The sequence below is a fragment of the Brevibacterium sp. GP-SGM9 genome (assembly GCF_047300845.1).
Taxonomy (GTDB): Bacteria; Actinomycetota; Actinomycetes; order Actinomycetales; family Brevibacteriaceae; genus Brevibacterium.
This window is the reverse complement of the sequence record NZ_CP178563.1, coordinates 933,796-956,313: the sequence shown is the minus strand read 5'-3', so window position 1 is coordinate 956,313 and position 22,518 is coordinate 933,796. Positions and strand designations below refer to the sequence as shown.

Below are 22,518 nucleotides of genomic sequence, written 5' to 3'. Positions count from 1 at the left end.
GCCAGGGCAGAGCCGCCTCGGCGCGGGCACCCCTACCAGGGTAGGGGGTCGAAAACGGCTCCCTGGGGTGACGCGCGATCGATCCGGGCCTCGTACCGTGAGGAGTATGAACCCGAGTCAGACCATCAGCACCCCCTTGCCGACGCCCGCTCCCGATCGGGAGTCCCGCGCGGAGGTCCTCGAGCGCAGGCGCGCGAAGCGGGGCACCGCCGAGCAGGAGTTCACCAGCGATTTCAGCGCGCTGATGGCCCAGGTCAAGGAGGCGGGACTGCTGGCACGAAGGCCCGGCTGGAACCTGTTGCGGTTCGTGCTGCTGGGTTTGAGCTACGTCGTCGCCTTCTCGATGCTCTTCCTCATCGGAGACAGCTGGTGGCAGATCGCCACGGCCGTGGTCTTCGGAGTGCTGTTCACGCAGACCGCCTACGTCGCCCACGACGCCGCACACCGGCAGATCTTCACCAGCGGCAAGGTGGGGGAGTGGGTGTCGACGATCATCGGCAACCTGTTCATCGGACTCAGCTACGGGTGGTGGCTGAAGAAGCACAACGCACTCCACCATGCGAACCCGAACAAGGCCGGAGTCGACGGCGACATCGCCCCGGGTACGCTCGTCTTCGTCGCCGAGGACGCGCAGAAGCGCACCGGCTTCGCCAAATGGTTCGCCGCTCGACAGGGCTGGGCGTTCTTCCCCCTGCTGACCCTCGCGGGACTGCAGCTGCACGTGCAGTCGGTGCAGGCGATCATCAGGGGACAGTCGTCGATCAAACGCCGCTGGACCGAGGGAGTGCTCATCGCCATTCGCCTCATCGGACTGCCGGCCATCGCGATCTGGGCGGCCGGACCGCTGATCGGCTCGGTCTTCGTCGTCGTCCAGCTGGCCGTGTTCGGAGTGCACATGGGAGGCTCCTTCGCCCCCAACCACAAGGGCCAGCCGATCGTGCCGAAAGACGTCAAGATCGACTTCCTGCGCCGCCAGACCCTGATGTCGCGCAATATCTCGGGCGGTCGTCCGATGGGCTTCCTCATGGGCGGCCTCAACTATCAGATCGAACACCACCTGTTCCCCAGCATGCCCAGCGTCAACCTGCACAAGGTGCAGCCGATGGTCCGCGAGTACTGCCGCGAGCGCGGCATCACCTATACGGAGACGACGCTGCTGCAGTCCTACGGCATCATCATCCGCTACCTCAACCGTGTCGGCTTGGGACAGGCCGATCCCTTCGACTGCCCCGTCACCGCGCAGTTCCGTTCGCGGTAGGCAGGCGAGCCTGCCGGAAGTCGCAGGGGGGAGAGTCGGCGAGCACCGGGCGTCGTCACTCAGGGTAGGCCATAGTGACGCAGGCCGGATCGCCACGACTCGGGCCGTGGCGTCGCGACTCAGGTCAGGTCGTCGTGTTCCCCGGACACCCATTCGGCATAGCGTTCGGCCGACGATTGGACCACGTCGAAGGCTCCTGAAGAGATCTGCTGACCGAAATTGCCGTACATCCGGTCGAAGTCGAGATCAGCCACCGAGGCGGCGATGCGTCTGACGACGTTGGCCGACAGCGGCAGATAGTTCGGGAAGCTGCGCATGAAGGTCACCCTCCCCGAGCGTGCGACCGGCCCGATCGAATCACCGCTGAGCATCACACCGGTGCCGTCTCGCCCCGTCCACAGCGCCACAACGCTGCCGGGGAAGTGACCGCCGGTGCGATGGACCGAGACGCCAGGCAGTGGCCGCGCCTCGTGGTAGAAATGCCAGATGGCGTTGCCCTCACGTTGCACCCAGTCGGCGTCCGCACGGCAGATGAGGACGGGTGCGCCGGCGAACGCGGCGCTCCACTCGAGCTGCACGCCGAACATATGCGGATGGCTCGGCACGATCGCATCGACCCCGCCGAGTTCTGCCACCGCCGCGACCGCCTCGTCGTCGATGAAGGCCGGCACGTCGAAGAGCAGATTGCCGGCCGCCGTCTGCGCGAGATAGCAGGTCTGACCGATGCCGAGCTTGGGCTCCACGCGCAGGGCGAACAGGCCCGGTTCGCGTTCCTCGATCGATATGCCGTGTCCCTCGGCGGCGAGCTCCTCGCGCGTCGTCCACTCCTGGCCGTCGTCTGGCACCCACTGGCGCTCGTCGGCGCAGATCGGGCACAGCTGCGGGGACAAGGCGTCCGACTCGACCCCACAGGTTCGGCAGATCGTCACGTTCGTCAGTGCACTCATCGTGTGTGACCTCCTGCCCCCGATGATAGTCCCCGCCTGCACGTGCCATCATGACCATGATCGTTGCGGGGTGGTCGGCCGGGGTGATCGTCGCGGCATGGTCGGCCGACTCGAACCGGGCCAGGACACCTCGACGAAGGGAGGCACCGAGAGTCGAAACTCTCGGTGCCTCCGAACAGTTCTCACACATGACTGCGAATCAGTGCAGCGCCTTGCGCCTCTTCGCATGGGCGACGAAGTGCCCGACCAGGATCAGCGCGATCCCGAGGGCGAACCAACCGATGAGCACCCACCACTGCATCGCCATCGGGGCATCCGGGAAGTACGAGAGGTCTCGCAGCAGCGTTCCCGAGGCGCCGGGGACGAAGAACTGTCCGATGTCGCCCCACGCGCCGGCGAGGAATTCCTTCGGCGCCTGCAGGGATGAGATCGGGTTGCCGATGAACATCGTGAGCACGGCGCCGATGGCGATGCCGCCCGGTCCCAGAAGCGAGACGAACCCGTTGATCAGGCCAGCGGTCGCCGCTACGGCCAGTCCCGAAGCCAGCACATTGAGTCCGAAATTGCCCTGTAGAATGCCGAACCACGACTGCAGGATGAGCGTGAGAGCCAGTCCGCCGATCGCGCCGTAGGCGAGGACGGCGACGGCACGCATCCGACGGGAGTGGACCAGCATCGTGGTGATCACACCGCCGACGATGCCGCCGATGGTCAGCGGAAGTCCGGCGATCGCCAGGCCCGCACCGGTCGAGTCGTCCTCATCGAGAGGCACGACGTCGGTGATCTTCACCTGAGGAATCTCCATCGCCGAGGCGTCCGGAGCCGTGGCATCGGGTGCTTGTGCCTGGTCGCCGGAAGCCGCACCCGGACCGCCGGGTCCCTGCGCGGCCGCGGCGAGGGCGTCCTGCATCTTCTTCATGCCGTCCTGCATGCCCGAGATCGCCTGCTGATCGATCTTCTGCTGCATCGACGTGCCGATGCCATTGAGCTGCTGCGCGACCGCGGGGGAGGCGGCGGAGGAGGTGAGGATCTCGGGGTCATCGCCGAGGATGAACGCTCCGTAGACCTCACGTTCGTGGATCAGCTGCACCGCCTCGTCCCTTGAGTCGACCTGCTTGAGGTCGAGAATTCCCTCAGGCGCGTTCTCGGCGATCTGGTCGATCTGCTCCTGGTCGCCGACGGCGGCGATCGGCAGATCCCTCGGATCGGAGGTGACGGTCGGCCAGCTGAATGCCAGCAGCACCACGCTGACGATGGCTGCGGCGAAGACGGCTGCGAGCAGAGCCTGCTTGAGGCTCGGCCTCTTCTCGGCTGCGCCTTCGACCGCAGGGTCGGTCGCGGTGGGCGAGTCGTCGCGGTCTCGAGCTCCGTCCGAGCCGCTGAGTAACTTCGTGGCATGACAGTCCAATCGTTGAAAACGAATACTCGTTCTTTTTACTCCTTCGAGTACGATTTATCAAGAATGCTCATTCTGTTTTGGAGGATTGGTGCCGAAAGTCACTGACGAACACAGGCAGGAGATGCGCCTGCGGATTCAGAACGCCGCGCTCGCCTGCTTCATCCGCAAGGGGTTCACGGGCGCTTCGATGTCCGACATCATCAAGGAGGCCGGGCTCTCCGCCGGGGCTGTCTATATCTACTACTCCTCGAAGGCCGAGCTGACGATCGACGTCGGGCGACGGATCATGGAGCAGCGTGTCGGCGTCCTGGGAGACTTCGCCGCAACGGAGGAGGTGCCGCCTCCGCACGTCGTCTTCCCTCAGCTGCTCGGCTCAATCGTCGATGACAATCCCTTCGCCCCTCTGGTGCTGCAGGTCTGGGGAGAGGCATCGCATGACTCCGATTTCACCGAGTTGGCCCGACAGATCTTCGCGGATCTGAGCAACCACTTCGAGGCGTATCTGAGCACGTACTTCGAACGCTCTCTGGGCTTGGAGGTGCCCGCGGCTTCGGCCAGGGCGCATGTACTCGTTCCCGCCGTCCTTGCTCTGATGCAGGGCTCGATGATCCAGATTGCGATCCTCGGCGAGGAGGCCCGGCAACGGGTCGCAACCGGGCTCGAAACACTTCTCGCCGAGTTGGTGGCCTGAGGCATCGACCGTGTGTTCTCATCGGCGGACCGCGCGTGATCCCAGCTCACCATTTCGAAACGCTACGTACTGTTGCGTTCATCTGAGTCGCCGTGCCACTATGTTGCCATGACGCAACTCACCCCGCGGGGTCGACCGCTCGACGATGAGCTCACCGCTCGAGTCCTCGACGAGGTGCGCAGTCGCCTCGATGCCGTCGGCATGGTCAGTCTCCGCATCGAGAACGTCGCCGCCGCGGTCGGTTGCAGTAAGACCGCGATCTACCGTCGGTGGCCGAACAAGGCCGAACTGGTCGCAGCCGCGATCCTTGAGGGCATCAGCATCGGTCGGACTCCGGACACGGGCGATGTTGTCGAGGACCTCGTCGAACATGCGTGGCAGCATCTGGTCAACTTCCGGCAGGAGGGCGCTTCGGAACACCGTCAGAATGGTGTGCTCCTGGCGCTGTTCGACCTCGAGGTGATTCCCCTCATCTCCGAGGGCTATATGCAGGCGCGCCATGTGATCGGTCGGGACATCCTGGAACGGGCACAGTTCCGTGAGCAGATCGGCGCGGACCTCGATCACGACCTCATTCTCGACGCCATCGCCGGTTTCACATTGTTTCGACTCTCCGTCAAACCCGATTCGAAGGCTCACACCGATGCCGAGATGAAGGACTCCTATCGCAGACTGATCCGCTCCCTGCTCAGTTCGTCGAGCCGAGCCGCACGCAGGGCGACGACCTCTGTGTGATCTGCACACCCGAAAGGAAACACCGACCGCAATGCCAGCAGCATATGTTCCCGGCGCACTGTCCGGGTCCGAGCATCTCCTCCTCCGTGGAGCGACTCTCATCGACGGCAACGGCGGTGGCCCGATCACCTCCTCCGAGATCGAAGTCAAGGACGACCGCATCGTCTACGCCGGTGTCCGCCGGAACGAAGGGACCACCTCGGCGGGGGAGAAGCCTCGGATCATCGATCTCGAGGGAACCACGGTCATGCCGGGATTCATCGACTCCCATGTCCACCTCAGCCTCTCCATCGAGAACCAAGAGGCCAACCTCGCTCGATTCGCCTCGGAACGGGTGGTCCGCAGCGCGGTGAACGCCAGGAGCACTCTGATGGCCGGTGTGACCACGGCACGCGACCTCGGGGGCACCGACCGAGGGCTCCGAGACAGCATCGAACAGAGGCTGATTCTTGGACCTCGGATCCACTTGGCGATCGCCCCGCTGTCTCCGACGGGCGGACACACCGACTTCACCATGCCCAACGGGCTGCGGACGATGCCGGAGATGCCCGTCGATCCGATCATCGACACCGACGACGATGTCCGTCGGACCATCCGTCTCCTCATCCACTCCGGGGCCGATGTGATCAAGGTCTGCACGACCGGCGGAGTCTCCAGTCCGACCGACACGCCCGACGACATCGGGGTGCCCGAAGAGCATGTGCGACTCATCGTCGAGGAGACGGCGAAGAGATCCGGTCAGCCGGTGGCCGCCCACGCCCAGGGAGCCGCAGGCATCAAGGCCGCCATCCGCGGCGGCGTCCGGTCGATCGAACACGGCTATGGCATCGACGACGAAGGCATCGACCTCATGCTCGAGCACGAGACGTTCCTCGTGCCTACGCTCAGCAGCGCTCTGCGCGTGCCCGACCCGAAGGACGTGCCGAGCTACCTCTACGAGAAGAAGGTGAGATGGTCGGCGATCGCCCGGGAGCGAGTGGCGCAGGCCATGCAGGCCGGCGTCAGGGTCGCTCTCGGCACCGATGCCGGCGTGTGCCCGCACGGAGTCAACCTGCGGGAGGAGATGCACGCCGTCGAGCTCGGCCTCTCCCCGATGGATGCGATCGTCGCGGGCACCCGGAATGCGGCCGAACTGCTGCGCCTCGGAGACCACATCGGCACGGTGGAGGAGGGGAAGCTGGCCGACCTCGTCATCGTCGACTTCGATCCGCTGGCAGACATCGCACGTTTGGCCGAGCCGGACAACGTCAAGGTCGTCCTCCAGGGCGGAGCTGCCGTCAAAGACGCAGACGGATGGTTCGGCCGTCCGGTGCAGCGCGCTGCCCTCGGATGAGCACCCCGGTGCGCCGAGCGGACCTCCGATCCGACTCCATCACCGACCCCGATCACAGAACAACCCCGACCACAGCATCAACCCCAACCACTACATCAACTCCGACCACAGCAGAGGATGCACCATGACGATCGATTTCCCGACCGAAGCGCAGAACCTGTCCGATGAACTGCGCGACCTGCGCCGAGACCTGCACGCCCACCCGGAGATCGGCCTCGAACTGCCGCTGACTCAGAAGAAGATCCTCGACGCACTCGCCGGTCTGCCCCTCGAGATCACCACGGGCACGAGCCTCAATTCCGTGATCGCGGTGCTGCGCGGCGGCAGGCCCGGCCCGACCGTGCTGCTGCGCGGCGACATGGACGCGCTGCCAGTCACCGAGGCGACCGGACTCGACTACGCCTCGACGAACGGAAACATGCACGCCTGCGGACACGACCTTCACGTGACCGGTCTCGTCGGTGCCGCGAAGCTGCTGTCGGCCCACCAGGACGAGCTCGCCGGCACCGTCGCCTTCATGCTCCAACCCGGCGAGGAAGGACAGGGCGGGGCGAAGATCATGCTCGACGAAGGGATGTTCGACACCATCGGCGGCACCCCCGACGCCGCCTATGCGATTCACGTCGCCCCGGGCGTCCCCGGGACCTTCGTCACCCGACCGGGCACGATCATGGCCGGAGCGAACACGCTGCACGTGACCATGCACGGAAAGGGCGGACACAGCTCCCGCCCGGAGGACTCGACCGACCCCATCCGTCCGCTCCTGGAATTCGGTCAGGCCCTGTACTCCATGGTCACGAGCACCTTCAGCGTCTTCGATCCCATCGTCGCCGAGGTGACCCAACTCGAAGCCGGCGACGCTGTGAACATCATCCCCGCCACGGCCAGCCTCGGCGCCTCCGTGCGGACGCTCTCCGCCGAGACGACGAAGTCGTTCCCGACCGCGGCGACGCGGTTGGCCGAATCCATCGCCGCCGCCCACGAATGCACCGCCGAGGTGAAATGGGTCGAGCAGTACCCGGTGACCGTCAACGACGAGGGCGAGGCACGATTCGTGTCCGAGACGCTCAGCGGAGCATTCGGGCAGTCACGCGTCGTCGAATCGCCCAATCCGGTGATGGGCTCCGAGGACTTCTCCTATGTCCTCGAGCAGGTGCCCGGCGCATTCCTCTTCCTTTTCGTGTCCCCGGACGGGGTCGACCCGGAGACCGCCGCGACGAACCATTCGCCCGAGGTGCTCTTCGATGACTCTCATCTGCCCGATCAGGCGGCGGCGCTCGCCACCCTCGCCTGGGAGCGGACGCGGCGGAGCTGATCGCTCGGGCTGAGGGGATCCTTGGGACCAAGGGCATCCTTGGGACCTGGGGCATCCTTCGGGCCGAAGGCATCCGTTGGGCCGAAGGCGAACAGTCGGCGCCTGATGTCGGCTCGTCTGATCAGACGGTGTCGCCGTCCTCATCGACGGAATGGACCCGGTCCTCGCGCATGCTCACCTTGTCGACTCCCGCCAGCTCCATCAGCGGGGGAATGAGCATGTGCAGAGGCGGTTTGCCCTCGAACTTCACATCGATCTGGACCATCTTCACCCCTTCGGCGGAGTCGAAGCGTTTGGAGTCGACGATGGTGTTCGAGAACCCCATGGTGCTTGCAACCGCGAGGATGTCGCGCAGGATTCCCGAGCCGTCCCGGTAGGCGATGCGCAGCAGCTTGCGGTGATCGCTGTCCGGGATCCGACGGATCAGGGGAGCAATGACGAAGAGAGTCAGCAGGTGCAGCGCCGTGAGCATCGCCGCCAGTGTGACCATCCCGGCGCCGCAGGCCATGCCCACGGCGGCCGTGACCCAGATGGTGGCGGCCGTGGTCAGGCCCCGGACCATATTCCGACCCTTGAAGATCACTCCGGCACCGAGGAAGCCGATGCCCGAGACGATCTGCGCCGCGATCCGCGAGGGATCGAGGCGGACATCGTTGTCGAGGACTCCGGCGAAGCCGTAGGCCGAGACCAAGGTGAACGCGCATGTGCCGATGCCCACGAGCACATGGGTGCGATAGCCGGCGCTCTTCTGGCGGAACTGACGTTCGAACCCGATGAGGGAACAGAAGACGAAGCTGGCCAGGAGCAGCTCGGCTTCGATGAGGCCGGTGGAACTGAAGAGATCGATCTGAGAACCCATAGTCCACCTCACATTAGACCTGTGGGGCCCCGGCCGACAGCGCGGGGTCCCACAGTCGTCTGCGCGGTGCGGAGAAGGCGCCTACACCGTCGAGGGAATCCACTCGTGTTCGTCGCCCGCCGCAGAGCCGCCCGCTGCAGACTCGGCGGTCGCCTCGGTGCGGCGGTGGTTCAGGCCATCACCGGCGGTGGGCGCGACGCGGCGGTCGGCCGCCTCGGCGGGGGAAGCTACCTGAGAAGGAGAACTCGTCTCGCCGGGGGAGTCCTCGACGACCGTCGAGCGCACGGTCTGTGAGCTCGCCGGACTCCGATGTGCCGAAACGGTGCGCAGGGGCGCAGAGGCCTCGAGTGCCTTTGCCTGCTTGGCCCGTTGCTTGGCCTTCTCGCGCTCCTGTTCGAGATGGAGATTGCCGAAATCGTGCTCGGTTCGCGGCGGCTTGACGCTGTCGATGAGGAAGACCAGCGCCAGCGACACGAGTCCCCACAGGCCGAGGACCTGCAGATGCTCGGTGACGACATCACCATCGAAGTAGATGATCGACCGAATCGTCTCCACGGCCGCCGGCATCGGCAGGACGTCGTGGAGTGTGGAGAAGAACGTCGGCGTCATGTACTCCGAGATCGCGCCGTTGGAGGCCGGCATGCCGGCGAACATGAGCGTGCCGATGACCGGAATGATCGCGAGCATGCCGATGAGCCGCTCGAAGATCATGGCGAACATGGCGATGCAGAAGATCGCTATGATTCCGTCTCCCCACAGCTGCGCGAAGTGTCCGTCGACGGCACCGGTGATGGGTCCGGCGATGAGCGCGACGACCAGAGACATGAACGGCGAATAGACCGCGGTCAGAGGCAGCATCCGCTTGAGCGGACGACTCCACGGGTTTGCATTGGCGCCGACGATGACGACCATGAACCCGGCGAGGACCCAGCCCATCGCGACGTACATGACGACCACGCCGTTCTTGTCCCGATCGGGAAGCGGAGCGACGTCGTCGACCTGGAGGTCCATGTCCTGAGCGGAGGCGACCTGGTCGAAGACCTGATTGACGACACGGTAGGCGCTGTTGTTGCCCGACTCATTGGCGATGAGGGTGAAGTCGGGATTCTGCTCCGTCGGCAGGACGAGGGCGGCGACCTCGTCCCGATCCTCGACGAGAGCGCGAGCTTCGTCCTCATCGGTTGTGGCCGTGAAGTCGAACATGTCTTTGCCCATGCTCTTCTCGAGGTCGGCGATCGTGTCCTTGGCCTGCTCGCTCGAGGATCCGACCACGGTCACCGGCATGTCCTTGGGCGTGGGTGAGCCCATCGCGCCGAGCATGAAGGTGATCATCATCGTCACCATGGCCAGCGGGAAGATCGCGAGGGAGATGTAGCGCAGCACCTTCGAATCGGGCCGTCGGCCGCCGTGCAGGGACGGGATGTTGACGGTGAGCGGCTGCGGATCGGGGTTGCGCCGGTGCGAGATGAAGTCGTAGCCCTTCGTCAGCAGCAGCCCGACGACGGCCCCGATGGCGAGCACGAGGAGATGGCCGGTGACGCCGGTGCCGTTGAAATAGAGCACCGAGCGCAGGGATTCGCCGATGGCGGGCATCGGCAGGAATTCGTGGGTGAAGCGGTAGAACGGGGGCATGGTGTAGACCGGCATGGCCATGTTCGACGAGGGCATGCCGAGGACCATGAGGAAGAGGATGCCGAAGATCACCCCCATCGAACCGAAGAGTCGGGTGATGAAGAGTTGGACGCAGGCGATCGCGAACACACCCAACCAGGCGACGCCGAGGACGGCGACGGTGTCCTTGACGTCGACGATGTCGAGGATGGGGCAGGTGACCGTCCAGACCAGACCGGCGATGACCGCCGCCCACGCGCCGAGGATCGGCACGATGCGCTTGAACTTGAGCAGTTCGGGCGAGTTCGAGCGGAGCACGCTGAAGGGCAGATACCCGGCCATGACGATCGCGGTCATGAGGAACATGGCACCCAGGCCCGTCGGGTCGTTGTCGGGCAGCGGGGTCACGTCTTCGGTCTCGACCTCGAGGCCTTCGTCTTGGAGGGTGGGCATGACGAGTCCGGTGACCGTCGTCGCCTGCTGGGCTCCGGCGCCGCTTGCCGTGTAGAGGGTGGCCGTCTTGCCCTTGACGACGACGGCTGCCGAGGCCTCACGGTCGACGACCATCTGGCGGGCGGTGTGCGCATCGTCGACGGTGTCGACCTCGAGTGCGTCGGGTTCGTTTCCGTCGAGGGCGAACTTCGTATCCGCCGCCTTCGTATCCGAGCCGGCTACGACGACGGGCATGTCGTTGGCTGTGGGGGAGTGCATGGTGCCGAGATATCCCGTGATCATCATGCCTACGAAGATGAGAGGCATGACGAAGATCGCGACCGTGCGTCCGATCAGCTCGGCCTTCGCACGCTTCGCCGCTGCAGCGGCGTCGACCGCGTCGGTGCGGGCATGTGCGTCGGTGGTGTCGGCCGAATCCGGGGCATCCGAGCCCAGCTCAGCCGAATCCGAGGCGTCGTGCGGATCGAGCCCTCGTGCCTCTCGGCGAGTGCGTGGCGGTGGTGTGGTCACTGTCGTCCTCCAGGTATCGCGGAAGTCGAGTGATCGCCGTCGACCACCTTGAACTCGACCACTTTAAGACATGTGACTTAGAATTGTGAAATCGTCACGGATTTGCCATCGTGATGTCAGTACTCGCCGAGGCGGTCCATCCGAGGGCTCTTCGGGTGGTGAGGCCGGAGCGCCGAGGCCGTTCGACCGCCGTGTTCGCGGTGGTCCGGCGATGACGGAAGATGAGGATATGGGACTGCAGAGCGACCGGGCCCGGGAAACGCTGCTTAACGCCGCGGAGGAGCTGTTCGCCGTCCACGGCATCGACGCCGTCTCGAACCGCCGCATCGTCGAGCACGCCGGTGCGGCCAATCATTCGGCCGTGGCCTACCATTTCGGCGGTCGTGACGGTCTTCTGCGTGCGCTTGTCGAGCGGCATGTCGCTGAGGTGGCCGTGCACAGGCAGGAGGTCATCGACGGGCTGGGGAGCGCCCCGAGCATCCACGACTTCGTCCGTGCCCGGCTCGGTCCGCTGTTCGCCGTCTTCGCCGGGCTGCCCTCGCCGAGTTGGCGTGCTCAGTTCCTCTCGCAGGTGGGAACCGTGCCTTCGGCCGTTGAGATCATGAGGTCCGTGGTGGCGGAGTCCGGTCTGCCCGAGGATCTCCGATTCTTCGGCGGCGATGTCGAGGGCATCCCGACCAGTGTGCTTCGCGGCCGGGCCTATCTGCTCGCTCACATGGTCATCGGTGTCAGCGCCGACCAGGAGGCGAAGATGAACGACGGCGAACACAAAGGCACATGGGAGCAGGTCGGACGGTTCCTCATCGACGCCGCCGCGGGAATGCTCGCAGGCCCCGTGACCGCGCCCGATGGGGCGATCCGCTACCCGGCAGTGCCCTACCTCTGAGTCGCCCCGTACCCAGGCGCATCATGGTCAATGTTCCCAGCTGCGCCGGACGGGCGAAGTCTCGGGGTCAGTTGCAGCCCTCGGGACCGCAGACCGCTCCATCGGGATACGTCTCGCCTGACGGGGAGTCCTTCTCCGAGCCGTTGCCGGTCAGCACGGTGAGCTTCTGACTCTCACCCCAGGCGGTCTCGAGCGCATGGGCGAAGGCATCCGGCGACTGAGCGCCGGAGATTCCGTATCTGCGGTCGATGACGAAGAAGGGGACTCCGTTCGCGCCGAGAGCCTGTGCCTCGGCGATATCGGCCTTCACCTCGGCGCTGAAGTCCTCGCCGGCGAGGATTCGGCGGGTCTCCGCGGCGTCGATGCCGAGGGTTTGCCCCACCTCGGCGAGGTAGTCGAGGTCCCCGATGTCCCGCCCGTGTTCGAAGTGACCCGACAGCAGCGTCTCCTTGGCCTCGGCCATCAGCCCGTGAGTCTTGGCGAGGTGGAGGAATCGGTGGGCGGTGAAGCTGTTGGCGACGACGATCGAGTCGAAATCGTAGTCGAGGCCTTCACCGGCGGCCTCCTTCGCCACATGGGCGAACATCTGCTCGACCTGCTCGGCCGGCATGCCCTTGGACCGGCTGAGGTAGTCGGTCTCGGTGCCCTCATAGTGGGCGGGCAGCGTCGGGTCGAGCTGGAAGCTGCGCCACTCGACTTCGACGTCGTCCCTGTGCTCGAACCCGTTCAGGGCGGTCTCGAAGCGACGTTTGCCGATGTAGCACCACGGACATGCGATGTCCGACCAGATCTCGATCTTCATGACACGCACAACCCCATCGGAGGCGAGGCTATTCCCGGCCTGCGCCCGGAGCCGCGAGAGGGCCGGGGCCTACTTCAGCGTGCGGCTGATCTGCGGCACCATCTCGTCGAGTGCGTAGTCGAGGCTGAGAATCGTTCCCCAACTGAACGCGCCGGAGACGACCTCGTCTTCGACCCAGAGGACGTCATCACCGCGCACCACCGGCAGATCCCGATAGAGTCCGAGATCCTCGACGGTCTTCTTCGCCTCGGGACTGAAGCCCGCGTTCCAGACCAGCAGGTCCTTCGAGAGCTCATCGATGCGCTCGTCGGGGACATAGACCTCCCCGGCATCGTTCGGCTTGAACTCTGCGATCGCCTCGGGCACGGTGAATCCGAGCTGGGAGAAGAACTGGGCGCGCACGTCATTGCCGGTCCGCACGACGGACTCGCCGGCTTCGAATCTCTCGGCCACGATCGCCTCCTTGCCGGCGAACTCGGGATGCTCCTTCGCGATATCGGCAAATGATCTCTCGAGTTCGTCGACGAGCTCGAGAGCCTCCTCCTCTCGCCCCAGGGCCTCTCCGGTTGCTCGGGTCGCCTCCTGCCAGGTGATCGAGAAGTTCGTGTACTCCTCGTCCGGGACGACCACCGGAGCGATCTCGGAGAGCTGTTCGTACTGCTCCTTCGTGGTGCCGTTGTACAGGGAGATGATGAGGTCGGGTTCGAGCTCGGCGATCTCCTCGATCGGCGGATTGGAATCATCGCGGACGCCGCCGTTGAGAACCGTCGGCTGCGCATCGCCGAGTTCGTCCTGCGCCCAGGGCCAGGTCGCGTACTCGTAGTCGCCCCACCAGGGCGCGACGGCCGTCGGTGCGACACCGAGTGCCAGCAGAGGATCCTGGTCGGAGAGGCCGAGTGTGACGATCGACTTCGGTTCGGCCTCGATCGTGGTCGAGCCATAGGCGTGGTCGACGGTCACAGGGAAGGATCCTCCCGCAGAGTCGGAAGCGCTCGGATCCGACTGGGGGGCCGATGGAGACGAGGAGCACGCCGTCACCAGCAGTGCGGTCGCGATGGCGACGAGCGGCGCGGCGGGTCTGATCCTGTGACGCAGGGACATGGAGGCTCTCTTCCGGGAATGCTGGTCGCTGGGAGTATCGGCCGGCCAGCGCGGTCCGATCTGCAGGTAAGGCTATCCTCAACCGCGATGGGACTCCACTCGGCCGTTCGGACAGTCATGAAGGTGAGGTGACACTGTACTGTCATCTGTGACGAAGAGGAGGGCTGAAATGTCAGCAGGACACGGCGAGGACGGGAACATGGCGGCCCACGATGCCGCTGAAGTGACAGATGCGACTTTTTCCGGCGCCGAACATTCCGCCGAGTCATTCGCGCCGCACAGCCACGACCAGGATCAGCTCTATTGGTTTCCCGACGGCGGGATGGAAGTCGTCGTCGGGGGCCATCGGTGGCTCGTGCACAGCGACACCATGGTGTGGATTCCGGCCGGAACCCTCCATTCGAACCGGCTGTTGGGCCCCGGAGCGACCGTGAGCATCTACCTCAACCCGAGGCTCCGCCCCACCGGAGAGAAATGGGCGCGGACCCGGGCGCTCCGCCGTGATCCGCTCATCGCAGAGATCATGCGGCATATTCCCGGCCGAGCGCTGAGTCCGACTCGGCGGGAGGCGTGCGCCCGTCTGCTCCTCGATCTGCTCGGCGATGCCGATGACAGGGAGACGACGCTGCCGCTGCCCGTTCACCCCGCGGCCCGCGCCGTCGCCGAGGCGATCGTTGCGGATCCGGGAGAGCAGAGATTGCTGAGCGATTGGGCCGCCCTCCAGGGAGTGAGCTCACGGACGTTGGCGCGAGCGTTTGAGTCCCAGACCGGACACGGATTCGCGCGCTGGCGGACACGGACGCGGCTGCTGTCCTCCCTGTCCTCGCTGATGGCCGGAACTCCCGTGCATCTGGTCGGCTCCACGGTCGGATTCGCGACGGCCGGCGGCTACATCGAGGCGTTCGCCAAGGAATTCGGTGTCACTCCGGGCGAATACGTCCGCCTCCATCGCCGCTGAGTCATCGTGCCGGTCTGACGCGAATGCCGGGGCGAGCCGGCTGCGGTCGCGGGGCGCTGCTGCCCCTCAGAACAGTGCGCGCTGCAGGGGAGGCTGGAGTTCGACGGCGGGTGCCTGAACGTGGCCGGCCGAGTTCGGGCGCCGAGCGGTTCGTGCCGTCTTCGGATAGTCGTCATCGCCCGATCCGCGCAGGCCGTAGCGATCGATGAGCGGATTGATCCTCGCCGCCAGCCAGGACCGGTACTCCTTCGAAGCATAGGGAGATCGCGCATACATGCGGCGGTAGCGGGGGAGGAGCTCTGGATGTTCGCGCTCGAGCCACGAGAAGAACCACTCACGTGCTCCGGGCCGCAGATGCAGCGCGCCGTAGACGACGCGGGAAGCCCCGGCTTCCCTGATGGCCGACAATGCGGCATCGAGGTGTTCGAAGGAGTCGGTGAGCTTGGGCAGCACGGGCATGAGGAAGACCGTGACCTCGAAACCGAGGTCCGCCGCGGCGCGGACGGTCGCCAGCCTCGCCGAGGTGGTCGGGGTGCCCGGTTCGAGTGCCTGCTGCAGCTCGTCGTCGTGGACGGCGATGGACATGCTGATCTCGACCGGCACGTCCTCGGCGGCCCGGGCGAGCTGCGGCAGATCGCGGCGAAGCAGGGTTCCCTTGGTCAGGATCGACATCGGAGTGCCGTGCTCGGCCAGCGCGGAGATGATGCCCGGCATCAGCCGATAACGACCTTCCGCTCGCTGATAGGGGTCGGTGTTCGTCCCCAGTGCGACGAGCTCGCGCGTCCACTTCGGCTTGCTCACCTCGGCGGCGAGCACCTCGGGGGTGTTGATCTTGACGATGACCTGCCGATCGAAGTCCTCGCCGGAATCGAGGTCGAGGTATCGGTGGGTGCTGCGGGCGAAGCAGTACACGCAGGCATGCGAGCAGCCGCGGTAGGGATTCACCGTCCAGGTGAAGGGCATCGAGCTCGCCGGCGGAACCCGATTGAGGGCCGATTTCGCGAGCACCTCATGAAAGGCCATGCCCGCGAACTCCGGGGCGCGCACCGTGCGCAGCAGCCCGTTGACTCCGAAGAGTCCGGCCACCTGCTCGGTCTGATTCTGAGGGTTCCACCGCATGCTCTCATTCGAACACGTGTTCGAGTGAGAGTCAATGGCAGGGGGCGATGCCGTCAGGGCACGCCGTCAGAGCGGGCGCTGTTGTCAGGACACGCGCAGTCCCTTGAACTCGCTGCGGTGGAACACGAGCGCCTCGGTGCCGGCGGCGTCATCGGCCTCGAGGACTTCGAGCAGCGCCACCGTGTGGTCGCCGGCTTCGAGCTCGCTGTGCAGGCGCGTCCACAGGCGGGCCGGGCTGCCGGGAATCGTCAGCGCCCCATCGGAGGCGATATCGGGGTCGATACCGTCGAAGCGGTGGTCGCGGTCCTTCGATGCCAGCTGACGAGCCAAGGCAGACTGATGCATGCCGAGCAGCGAGATGCCCAGGGCTGGGGCCGTGCGCAACGTGGGCCAGGTCGCCGAGCTGTTCTGGACGGCGACACTGACCAGGGGAGGGTCGAGGGAGACGCCCACGGTCAGCGTCGAGGCGACGAGCCCCAGCGGTGCACCGTCGATCTCCGCAGACAGCAGTGCCACACCCTGCGGAAAGTGCGAGAAGGTCTCACGCAGGTTCGTCGGCGTCACCGTGTGGGTAGTCATTCCTCTGCCTCCGCATTTCCGTTCACCATGAATTTCGCTCAGCGCATCTGTGTTCGTCTTTCTGATCATGGCAAAGGTTCGGGACAAAAGCACCGGCATTCCGTCATGGGAAATGACATGTGTCCCCGTATGACACTCAAAGTCTCGTGATGACGAAAATCGACCGCGCCTCGACTCGCAGTCCCTAGATTGCTCAACGACCTGTCGTGAACCCCGACCGCGAGGAGAACCCGTCGTGACATCATCGTCAGCCGCGACCATCACCGAAGACCCGCCTCGGCGGGTGTTCGACGGGAAGAAGCGGGTGCTGGCTTCGGCCTTCGCCGGAACCACGATCGAATGGTACGACTTCTACCTCTACGGCACCGCCGCCGCCCTGATCTTCAACGTCCAGTTCTTCCCCAGTGACAGCGAACTCGGCAGCCGCCTCGCCGCCTTCGCCAGCCTGGCCGTCGGATTCTTCGCCCGCCCTCTCGGGGGAATCATCGCCGGACACCTGGGAGACCGAGTGGGGCGCAAGGCCCTCCTCGTCGTCTCCCTGCTGTCCATGGGAATCGCCTCGACGTTCATCGGCCTGGTGCCGAACTTCGAGTCCATCGGTTGGTGGGCCGCCGTCGCCCTCGTCGTCCTGCGCATCGTGCAAGGCCTCTCCGCGGGCGCCGAATGGGGCGGATCGGCACTGCTCTCGGTCGAACACGCACCCGTGCGCAAACGCGGGTTCTTCGGCTCCTTCACCCAGATCGGCTCGGCTGCGGGCATGCTCCTGGCCACCAGCGCCTTCTTCCTCGTGCAGAATCTGCTCACCCCGGAGCAGTTCGCCTCCTTCGGCTGGCGCATCCCGTTCCTCGCCTCCGCCCTGCTCGTCGGGCTCGGACTCTGGATCCGTCTCGGCGTCGCCGATGCACCGGAGTTCCAGGAACTCAAGGACTCGGGCAAGGTCGCCAAGGCGCCCCTGCGCGATGTCATCACCCAGCACCCCCGCGTTCTGCTGGTGACGATCGGACTCCGCCTGGCCCAGAACAGCGTCTTCTACCTCATCACCGTCTACATGCTCAGCTATCTGGCAGAGAACCGAGACGATTCCACCTCGGGAGTGACCGCGGTGATGATCGCCTCCGCCATCGGACTCTTCACCGGGCCTCTGTGGGGTTGGGTCTCCGACCGGGTCGGACGCCGACAGGTGACGATCGGCGGCATCATCGGCGTGGCCGTGTTCGGGTGGATCTTCTTCGCCTTCCTCGACGCGGGTCCGCTGGCCTTCCTGCCCATCGTCGTCATCCTCGGCATGAACCTCGCCCACGACGCCATCTACGGCCCCCAGGCGGCCTGGTTCGCCGAGCAGTTCCCCATCGAGGTCCGCTATTCCGGAGTGAACATGGGCTACCAGCTCGGCACTGTCATCGGCGGCGGAATCATGCCGATGGTCGCAGCCCTGCTCTACGTCGCCGGCGGGAAGTCACCCTGGCTGATCTGCGGCTACCTCACCCTGCTGTGCCTGCTCTCACTCATCGCCGCCCTCGGCGCCAAAGACCCGGCACGCGACCAGGCCCGGAACCGGGCCCCCGCCGAGGCGTGACACCCCGGACCGTCCTGACTCACCACGAAAGAGGAACACGATGACGAAACCGATCACTCTCAACGCCTTCGACATGATGACCCCCGTCCACCAGTCGCCGGGACTGTGGCGGCACCCGGAGTCCCGCGTCGAAGACTTCACCCAGCTGTCCTTCTGGACCGACCTGGCCGCAACCCTCGAAGAGGGCGGCTTCTCCTCGCTCTTCCTCGCCGACATCCTCGGCGTCTACGACGTCTACGGCGGCAACGCAGATGTCACCAACCGCGGGGGAGTGCAGTTCCCGCTGCTCGACCCGCTCGTCGCCGTGCCCGCCATGGCAGCGGCGACCAAGACGCTGGGCTTCGGGGTCACCGCCTCGGTGACCTATGAGCAGCCCTACCTGCTGGCGCGGACCCTGACGACCCTCGACCACTTCACCGGCGGTCGCGTGGCCTGGAACATCGTCACCAGCTACGTCGACTCCGCGGCCCGCAACCTCGGGCTCGAGGGGCAGATCCCGCATGACGAGCGCTATGACCGGGCCGATGAGTACATGGACATCATGTACAAGCTCTTCGAGGGTTCGATCGCCCCCGACGCCCTCCGCGCCGACGCCGAGGCGAACGTCTTCGTCGACCCCGAGAAGGTCCACGACATCAACCACGACGGCACGTTCTTCTCCGTCCCCGGTCAGGCGCTCGCCCTCCCCGGACCGCAGGGCACGCCGCTGCTGTTCCAGGCTGGAGCGTCGAAGCGCGGTCAGGAGTTCGCCCTCGACCACGCCGAGGCGATCTTCTTCTCCGGACCGACACCGCAGATCCTGCGCACTTGGGTCGACAAGGTCCGCGACGGGCTCGAGGAGCGCGGCCGTGACCGTGACAGCGTGAAGATCTTCGCGCTCGCCACCGTCATCGTCGACGACACCGATGAGGCCGCCGAGGCGCGACTGGCCGACTACACGCGCTACGTCGACACCGAATCCGCGCTCTCCCTCTTCGGCGGCTGGACCGGTGTGGACCTGTCCGGAGCCGCACCCGAGGATCCGCTCGAATACGTCACCACCGATGCGAACCAGTCGGCGCTCGCCTCCTTCACCACGATGGCCGGAGACAAGACCTGGACGATTCGCGACCTCGCCGAATTCGTCGCCATCGGCGGCCGCGGACCCGTCATCACCGGATCCCCGGCGACGATCGTCGACGAATTCGAACGGTGGATGACCGAGGCCGACATCGACGGGTTCAACATCGCGGCGGCAGTCCGGCCCGCCGACGCCGAGCGGTTCACGAAGTACGTCTCACCCGAACTGCGCCGTCGCGGACTGCTGCCTGAACCGGTCGCCGGAGCCACGGTGCGCGAGCAGCTCACCGGGCAGGGACCACGGCTGCCCGAGGACCACAAGGGCGCCGGATTCCGACTGGGACAGGGCGCCGCGGTCTAGGCACCACACTGTCGCGACCGGCCGGTGACAGCGCGAGTTCACCGGCCGGTCGTGTCTGGTGGATAATGGTCTGCGGCCATTTTCCGATCCGCCGAACCTCACAAGGATCCCGCATGCGCGCAGCGACGTCCCAGCCCAACTCCGCGACCACCTCGGCGCCGAGGTACCAGCGCAAGGCCCTCTTCGCAGCGGCCATCGGCTACGGACTCGACGGCTTCGACCTCCTCATCCTCAGCTTCGCCCTCTCGGGAATCATCGCCTCCTTCGGACTCAGCGACGTCCGGGCAGGCTCCCTGTCGACGATCACCCTCCTCGGAGCGGTCCTCGGCGGCATCGTCTTCGGCGCCCTCGCCGACCGCCTCGGACGCGTCAAGGTCCTCACTTGGACCGTCATCATCTTCGCCGTGTTCACGGGACTCTCCTCCCTTGCCCAGGGGTACTGGGACCTCGCCGTCTACCGGTTCATCGCCGGAATCGGCATCGGAGGCGAGTTCGGCATCGGCATGGCACTGGCCGCCGAGGCGGTCAAGGCCGACCAGCGTGCGCGGGCCACCTCATGGGTGGGCGTGGGCTTCCAACTCGGAGTCTTCGCCGCCGCCGTGGTCTCGGGCCCGGTCATCGCCGCCTGGGGGTGGCGGGCGCTCTTCGTCATCGGGCTCTTCCCCGCACTCTTCGCCTTCGTCATCCGCCGCGGAGTCGAAGAGCCCGAGACGTTCGTGCGCTCACAGCAGGACGAGGGCGGCGGAGCTGAGGCGAAAGATCATGAGTCCTTCGCCGCCAAACTTCGCGCACTCGTCAAGGACCGTGCGACGGTCAAGATCACGGTGGCGCTGACGATCCTCACCACGGTGCAGAACTTCGGATACTTCGGCATCATCACCTGGCTGCCGAACTACCTCTCGGAGCAGATGGACCTCGGCGTGACCAAGGGGTCGCTGTGGACCGCGGTCACCGTGATCGGCATGCTCGCCGGCATCCTCATCTTCGGCCAGGTCGCCGACCGACTCGGCAGACGACCCGCCTTCAGGATCTTCCAGGGCGGGGCCATCGTCTCGATCCTCGTCTACAGCCAGCTGCGCGACCCGAGCGCACTTCTCGCCGGCGGCTTCTTCATGGGAGCCTTCGCCAACGGCATGCTCGGCGGCCACGGCGCACTGCTGGCGGAGATGTACCCGACCGCGATCCGCGCCACCGCGCAGAACGTCATCTTCAACATCGGACGCGCCCTCGGCGGACTCGCCCCGATGGTCATCGCGCTGCTGGCCGGATCCCTGGGCTTCGGCTTCGCTCTCGCGCTGCTGCCGCTGATCTACGTCATCCAGTTCCTCGCGATGTTCCTGCTCCCGGAGAAGCGCGGAGTCGAACTGGAGTGAGCGGCGCGTGTGAATCGCACCTGTGAGGCTGCGCACATGAGTGACGCCGTGTGACGCATGACTGCGGCGGCGTCGACTCGAAGCGTCATAATCGTCGCTTGTGAGCAATCCAGACATCGCCGCCGGTGCGGTGAACACCCGCACCGTCCGCAGCGCCTCCGACATCCATGCGATCCTCGCCGAGTTCGGCTCCCAAGGCACGAAGACGAAGGCCGTGATCATCCTCGCCCTCGGCGGGATCTTCATGGACGCCTACGACTTCTCCTCGCTGGCCTTCGGCATCACCGCGATCCAAGAGCAGTTCGGCCTCTCCGGGTTCATGACCGGGCTGGTCAACGCCTCGATCATGATCGGGGCCGTCATCGGCGCCCTCTTCGGCGGGTACCTCGTGGACCGCTTCGGACGCTACAAGCTGTTCATGGCCGATATGGTCTTCTTCGTCGTCGCCGCCATCGGCTGCGCACTCGCACCGAACGAATGGGTGCTCATCGCCTTCCGATTCGTCATGGGCATCGGGGTCGGCCTCGACCTGCCGGTGGCCATGGCCTTCCTCGCCGAGTTCTCCAAACTCAAGGGCAAGGGCAACCGCTCACAGCGCGTCAACGCCTGGTCACCGGCCTGGTACACAGCCACCGGCATCGGCTACCTCGTCGTGCTCATCATCTTCATCAGCCTGCCCTACGAACAGCACGCCATCCTCTGGCGCATCGTCGTCGGATTCGGAGCCGTCCCCGCGCTCATCGTGCTCCTGGTGCGCCGCCGCTACCTCGCGGAATCACCGGAATGGCTGGCGAACCAGGGTGATCTGCGTGCGGCCGTCGACGTCATGCGCACCCATCACAACCTCGAAGTCGAACTCGCCCCCGACGCCCTCGGCGGCTCATCCGCGACCGGAGGAGCTCAGACCAAGCCTGCGGGAGGACAGTGGAGCGGCTTCGCCGAACTCTTCGCTCCCCGCTACCGGGTGCGCACGATCGTCGCACTCTGCGTCTCCGTGTTCTCGACCTTCGGCTACAACGCCGTCGCCTACGGCACCCCGCTCATCATCACCACCCTGTTCCACCAGACCCCGCTGATCACGATCGTGTCCTCGCTCATCATCAACCTCGGCTTCGGCGCGATCGGCGGACTGCTGGGCATGACCATCGTCAACCGCTTCGGCACCCGCAGGATCACACTGGTCGGCTTCGTGATCCAGGCGATCGCCCTGGCCCTGCTCGCCGTCGTCGGCATCCCCAGCGGGGCGCTCGTCCTCGTCTCGGTGGCGATGCTCGCCGCCTTCGTCTTCGCCCAGGCGGGCGGACCCGGCGCGAACCTGATGAACTACGCCACGCTGTCCTACCCGACACGGCTGCGCGGCATCGGCATCGGATTCAACCAGTCCGTGCTGCGGGCCTTCTCGATCGTCTCGCTCATCATGTTCCCGATCCTCGCGGCCTCACTGGGCACCGGAGTGTTCTGGATCGTCGCCTGCGCGCCGCTGGCCGGAGCCATCGCCGTGGGCATCGTGAAGTGGGATCCGACCGCCAAGGACGTCGAAGACGAAGCATAGACTGGAACGATTCAACTAATGGTATGCCAAACGAGGGGCGC

General features: G+C 65.7%; 19 protein-coding genes. 11 read left to right on the top strand and 8 right to left on the bottom strand.

Annotated features, from left to right (window positions below):
* Window positions 1-106 precede the first annotated feature (106 nt).
* Window positions 107-1,258 carry a fatty acid desaturase family protein gene (locus tag ACH82I_RS04335; RefSeq protein ID WP_230743558.1) on the top strand — a complete coding sequence of 384 codons (1,152 nt, stop codon included), beginning with the start codon at window positions 107-109 and terminating at the stop codon, window positions 1,256-1,258.
* Between the two features lie 119 nt (window positions 1,259-1,377).
* Here ACH82I_RS04335 and ACH82I_RS04330 read toward each other — a convergent pair whose 3' ends face one another.
* Together ACH82I_RS04330 and ACH82I_RS04325 are read right to left on the bottom strand one after the other, a co-directional pair.
* A complete protein-coding gene (locus tag ACH82I_RS04330; protein ID WP_413335742.1) occupies window positions 1,378-2,205 on the bottom strand; it encodes a hydrolase in 828 nt (275 codons plus the stop codon).
* A 199-nt stretch (window positions 2,206-2,404) separates the two neighbouring features.
* Window positions 2,405-3,613, bottom strand: a complete 1,209-nt coding sequence (locus ACH82I_RS04325; RefSeq protein WP_413335740.1) for an ABC transporter permease — start codon at window positions 3,611-3,613, stop codon at window positions 2,405-2,407.
* 79 nt (window positions 3,614-3,692) lie between these two features.
* Here ACH82I_RS04325 and ACH82I_RS04320 point away from each other — a divergent pair, with 79 nt between their 5' ends.
* From ACH82I_RS04320 to ACH82I_RS04305, 4 genes are all read left to right on the top strand, one after another.
* Window positions 3,693-4,295, top strand: a complete 603-nt coding sequence (locus tag ACH82I_RS04320; RefSeq protein WP_413335738.1) for a TetR/AcrR family transcriptional regulator — start codon at window positions 3,693-3,695, stop codon at window positions 4,293-4,295.
* Between the two features lie 108 nt (window positions 4,296-4,403).
* Window positions 4,404-5,030 carry a TetR/AcrR family transcriptional regulator gene (locus ACH82I_RS04315; protein ID WP_413335736.1) on the top strand — a complete coding sequence of 209 codons (627 nt, stop codon included), beginning with the start codon at window positions 4,404-4,406 and terminating at the stop codon, window positions 5,028-5,030.
* A gap of 31 nt (window positions 5,031-5,061) precedes the next feature.
* Entirely contained in the window at window positions 5,062-6,363 is a 1,302-nt protein-coding gene (locus ACH82I_RS04310) for an amidohydrolase family protein (RefSeq protein ID WP_413335734.1), read from the top strand.
* A 124-nt stretch (window positions 6,364-6,487) separates the two neighbouring features.
* Window positions 6,488-7,678: a M20 metallopeptidase family protein gene (locus ACH82I_RS04305; RefSeq protein ID WP_413335732.1), complete on the top strand. Its 1,191-nt coding sequence runs from the start codon at window positions 6,488-6,490 to the stop codon at window positions 7,676-7,678.
* 121 nt (window positions 7,679-7,799) lie between these two features.
* On the opposite strand, the gene ACH82I_RS04300 is transcribed toward ACH82I_RS04305, so the two are convergent.
* Window positions 7,800-8,537: an MgtC/SapB family protein gene (locus ACH82I_RS04300; protein ID WP_413335730.1), complete on the bottom strand. Its 738-nt coding sequence runs from the start codon at window positions 8,535-8,537 to the stop codon at window positions 7,800-7,802.
* A gap of 81 nt (window positions 8,538-8,618) precedes the next feature.
* The gene (locus tag ACH82I_RS04295; protein ID WP_413335728.1) at window positions 8,619-11,111 is read right to left on the bottom strand and encodes an ABC transporter permease; all 2,493 of its coding nucleotides are present in this window, start codon (window positions 11,109-11,111) and stop codon (window positions 8,619-8,621) included.
* A 229-nt stretch (window positions 11,112-11,340) separates the two neighbouring features.
* Between ACH82I_RS04295 and ACH82I_RS04290 the strand changes: the two genes are divergently transcribed.
* Window positions 11,341-11,997: a TetR/AcrR family transcriptional regulator gene (locus ACH82I_RS04290; RefSeq protein WP_413335726.1), complete on the top strand. Its 657-nt coding sequence runs from the start codon at window positions 11,341-11,343 to the stop codon at window positions 11,995-11,997.
* A 67-nt stretch (window positions 11,998-12,064) separates the two neighbouring features.
* Here the strand turns inward: ACH82I_RS04290 and ACH82I_RS04285 are convergent, their stop codons facing one another.
* Window positions 12,065-12,799 carry a DsbA family oxidoreductase gene (locus ACH82I_RS04285; protein ID WP_413335724.1) on the bottom strand — a complete coding sequence of 245 codons (735 nt, stop codon included), beginning with the start codon at window positions 12,797-12,799 and terminating at the stop codon, window positions 12,065-12,067.
* A 69-nt stretch (window positions 12,800-12,868) separates the two neighbouring features.
* On the bottom strand, window positions 12,869-13,759 hold the full coding sequence (locus tag ACH82I_RS04280; RefSeq protein ID WP_413335722.1) for an ABC transporter substrate-binding protein: 891 nt from the start codon (window positions 13,757-13,759) through the stop codon (window positions 12,869-12,871).
* Window positions 13,760-14,069: 310 nt separating this feature from the next.
* On the opposite strand from ACH82I_RS04280, the gene ACH82I_RS04275 reads away from it, so the two are divergent.
* Entirely contained in the window at window positions 14,070-14,858 is a 789-nt protein-coding gene (locus ACH82I_RS04275) for a helix-turn-helix domain-containing protein (RefSeq protein WP_413335721.1), read from the top strand.
* A gap of 66 nt (window positions 14,859-14,924) precedes the next feature.
* Here ACH82I_RS04275 and ACH82I_RS04270 read toward each other — a convergent pair whose 3' ends face one another.
* Window positions 14,925-15,977: an Rv2578c family radical SAM protein gene (locus tag ACH82I_RS04270; protein WP_413335719.1), complete on the bottom strand. Its 1,053-nt coding sequence runs from the start codon at window positions 15,975-15,977 to the stop codon at window positions 14,925-14,927.
* Window positions 15,978-16,061: 84 nt separating this feature from the next.
* Window positions 16,062-16,556: a flavin reductase family protein gene (locus tag ACH82I_RS04265; RefSeq protein ID WP_413335717.1), complete on the bottom strand. Its 495-nt coding sequence runs from the start codon at window positions 16,554-16,556 to the stop codon at window positions 16,062-16,064.
* Window positions 16,557-16,791: 235 nt separating this feature from the next.
* Between ACH82I_RS04265 and ACH82I_RS04260 the strand changes: the two genes are divergently transcribed.
* The 4 genes from ACH82I_RS04260 (at window position 16,792) to ACH82I_RS04245 (ending at window position 22,477) form a co-directional block, all read left to right on the top strand.
* Window positions 16,792-18,132, top strand: a complete 1,341-nt coding sequence (locus tag ACH82I_RS04260; protein WP_230743573.1) for an MFS transporter — start codon at window positions 16,792-16,794, stop codon at window positions 18,130-18,132.
* Between the two features lie 40 nt (window positions 18,133-18,172).
* Window positions 18,173-19,552: an LLM class flavin-dependent oxidoreductase gene (locus tag ACH82I_RS04255; protein ID WP_413335714.1), complete on the top strand. Its 1,380-nt coding sequence runs from the start codon at window positions 18,173-18,175 to the stop codon at window positions 19,550-19,552.
* Between the two features lie 113 nt (window positions 19,553-19,665).
* Window positions 19,666-20,925 (top strand): MFS transporter, encoded by a 1,260-nt coding sequence (locus ACH82I_RS04250; RefSeq protein ID WP_413335712.1) that lies wholly within the window; start codon window positions 19,666-19,668, stop codon window positions 20,923-20,925.
* Between the two features lie 100 nt (window positions 20,926-21,025).
* Entirely contained in the window at window positions 21,026-22,477 is a 1,452-nt protein-coding gene (locus ACH82I_RS04245; protein ID WP_230743576.1) for an MFS transporter, read from the top strand.
* The last annotated feature ends 41 nt before the right edge of the window (window positions 22,478-22,518 follow it).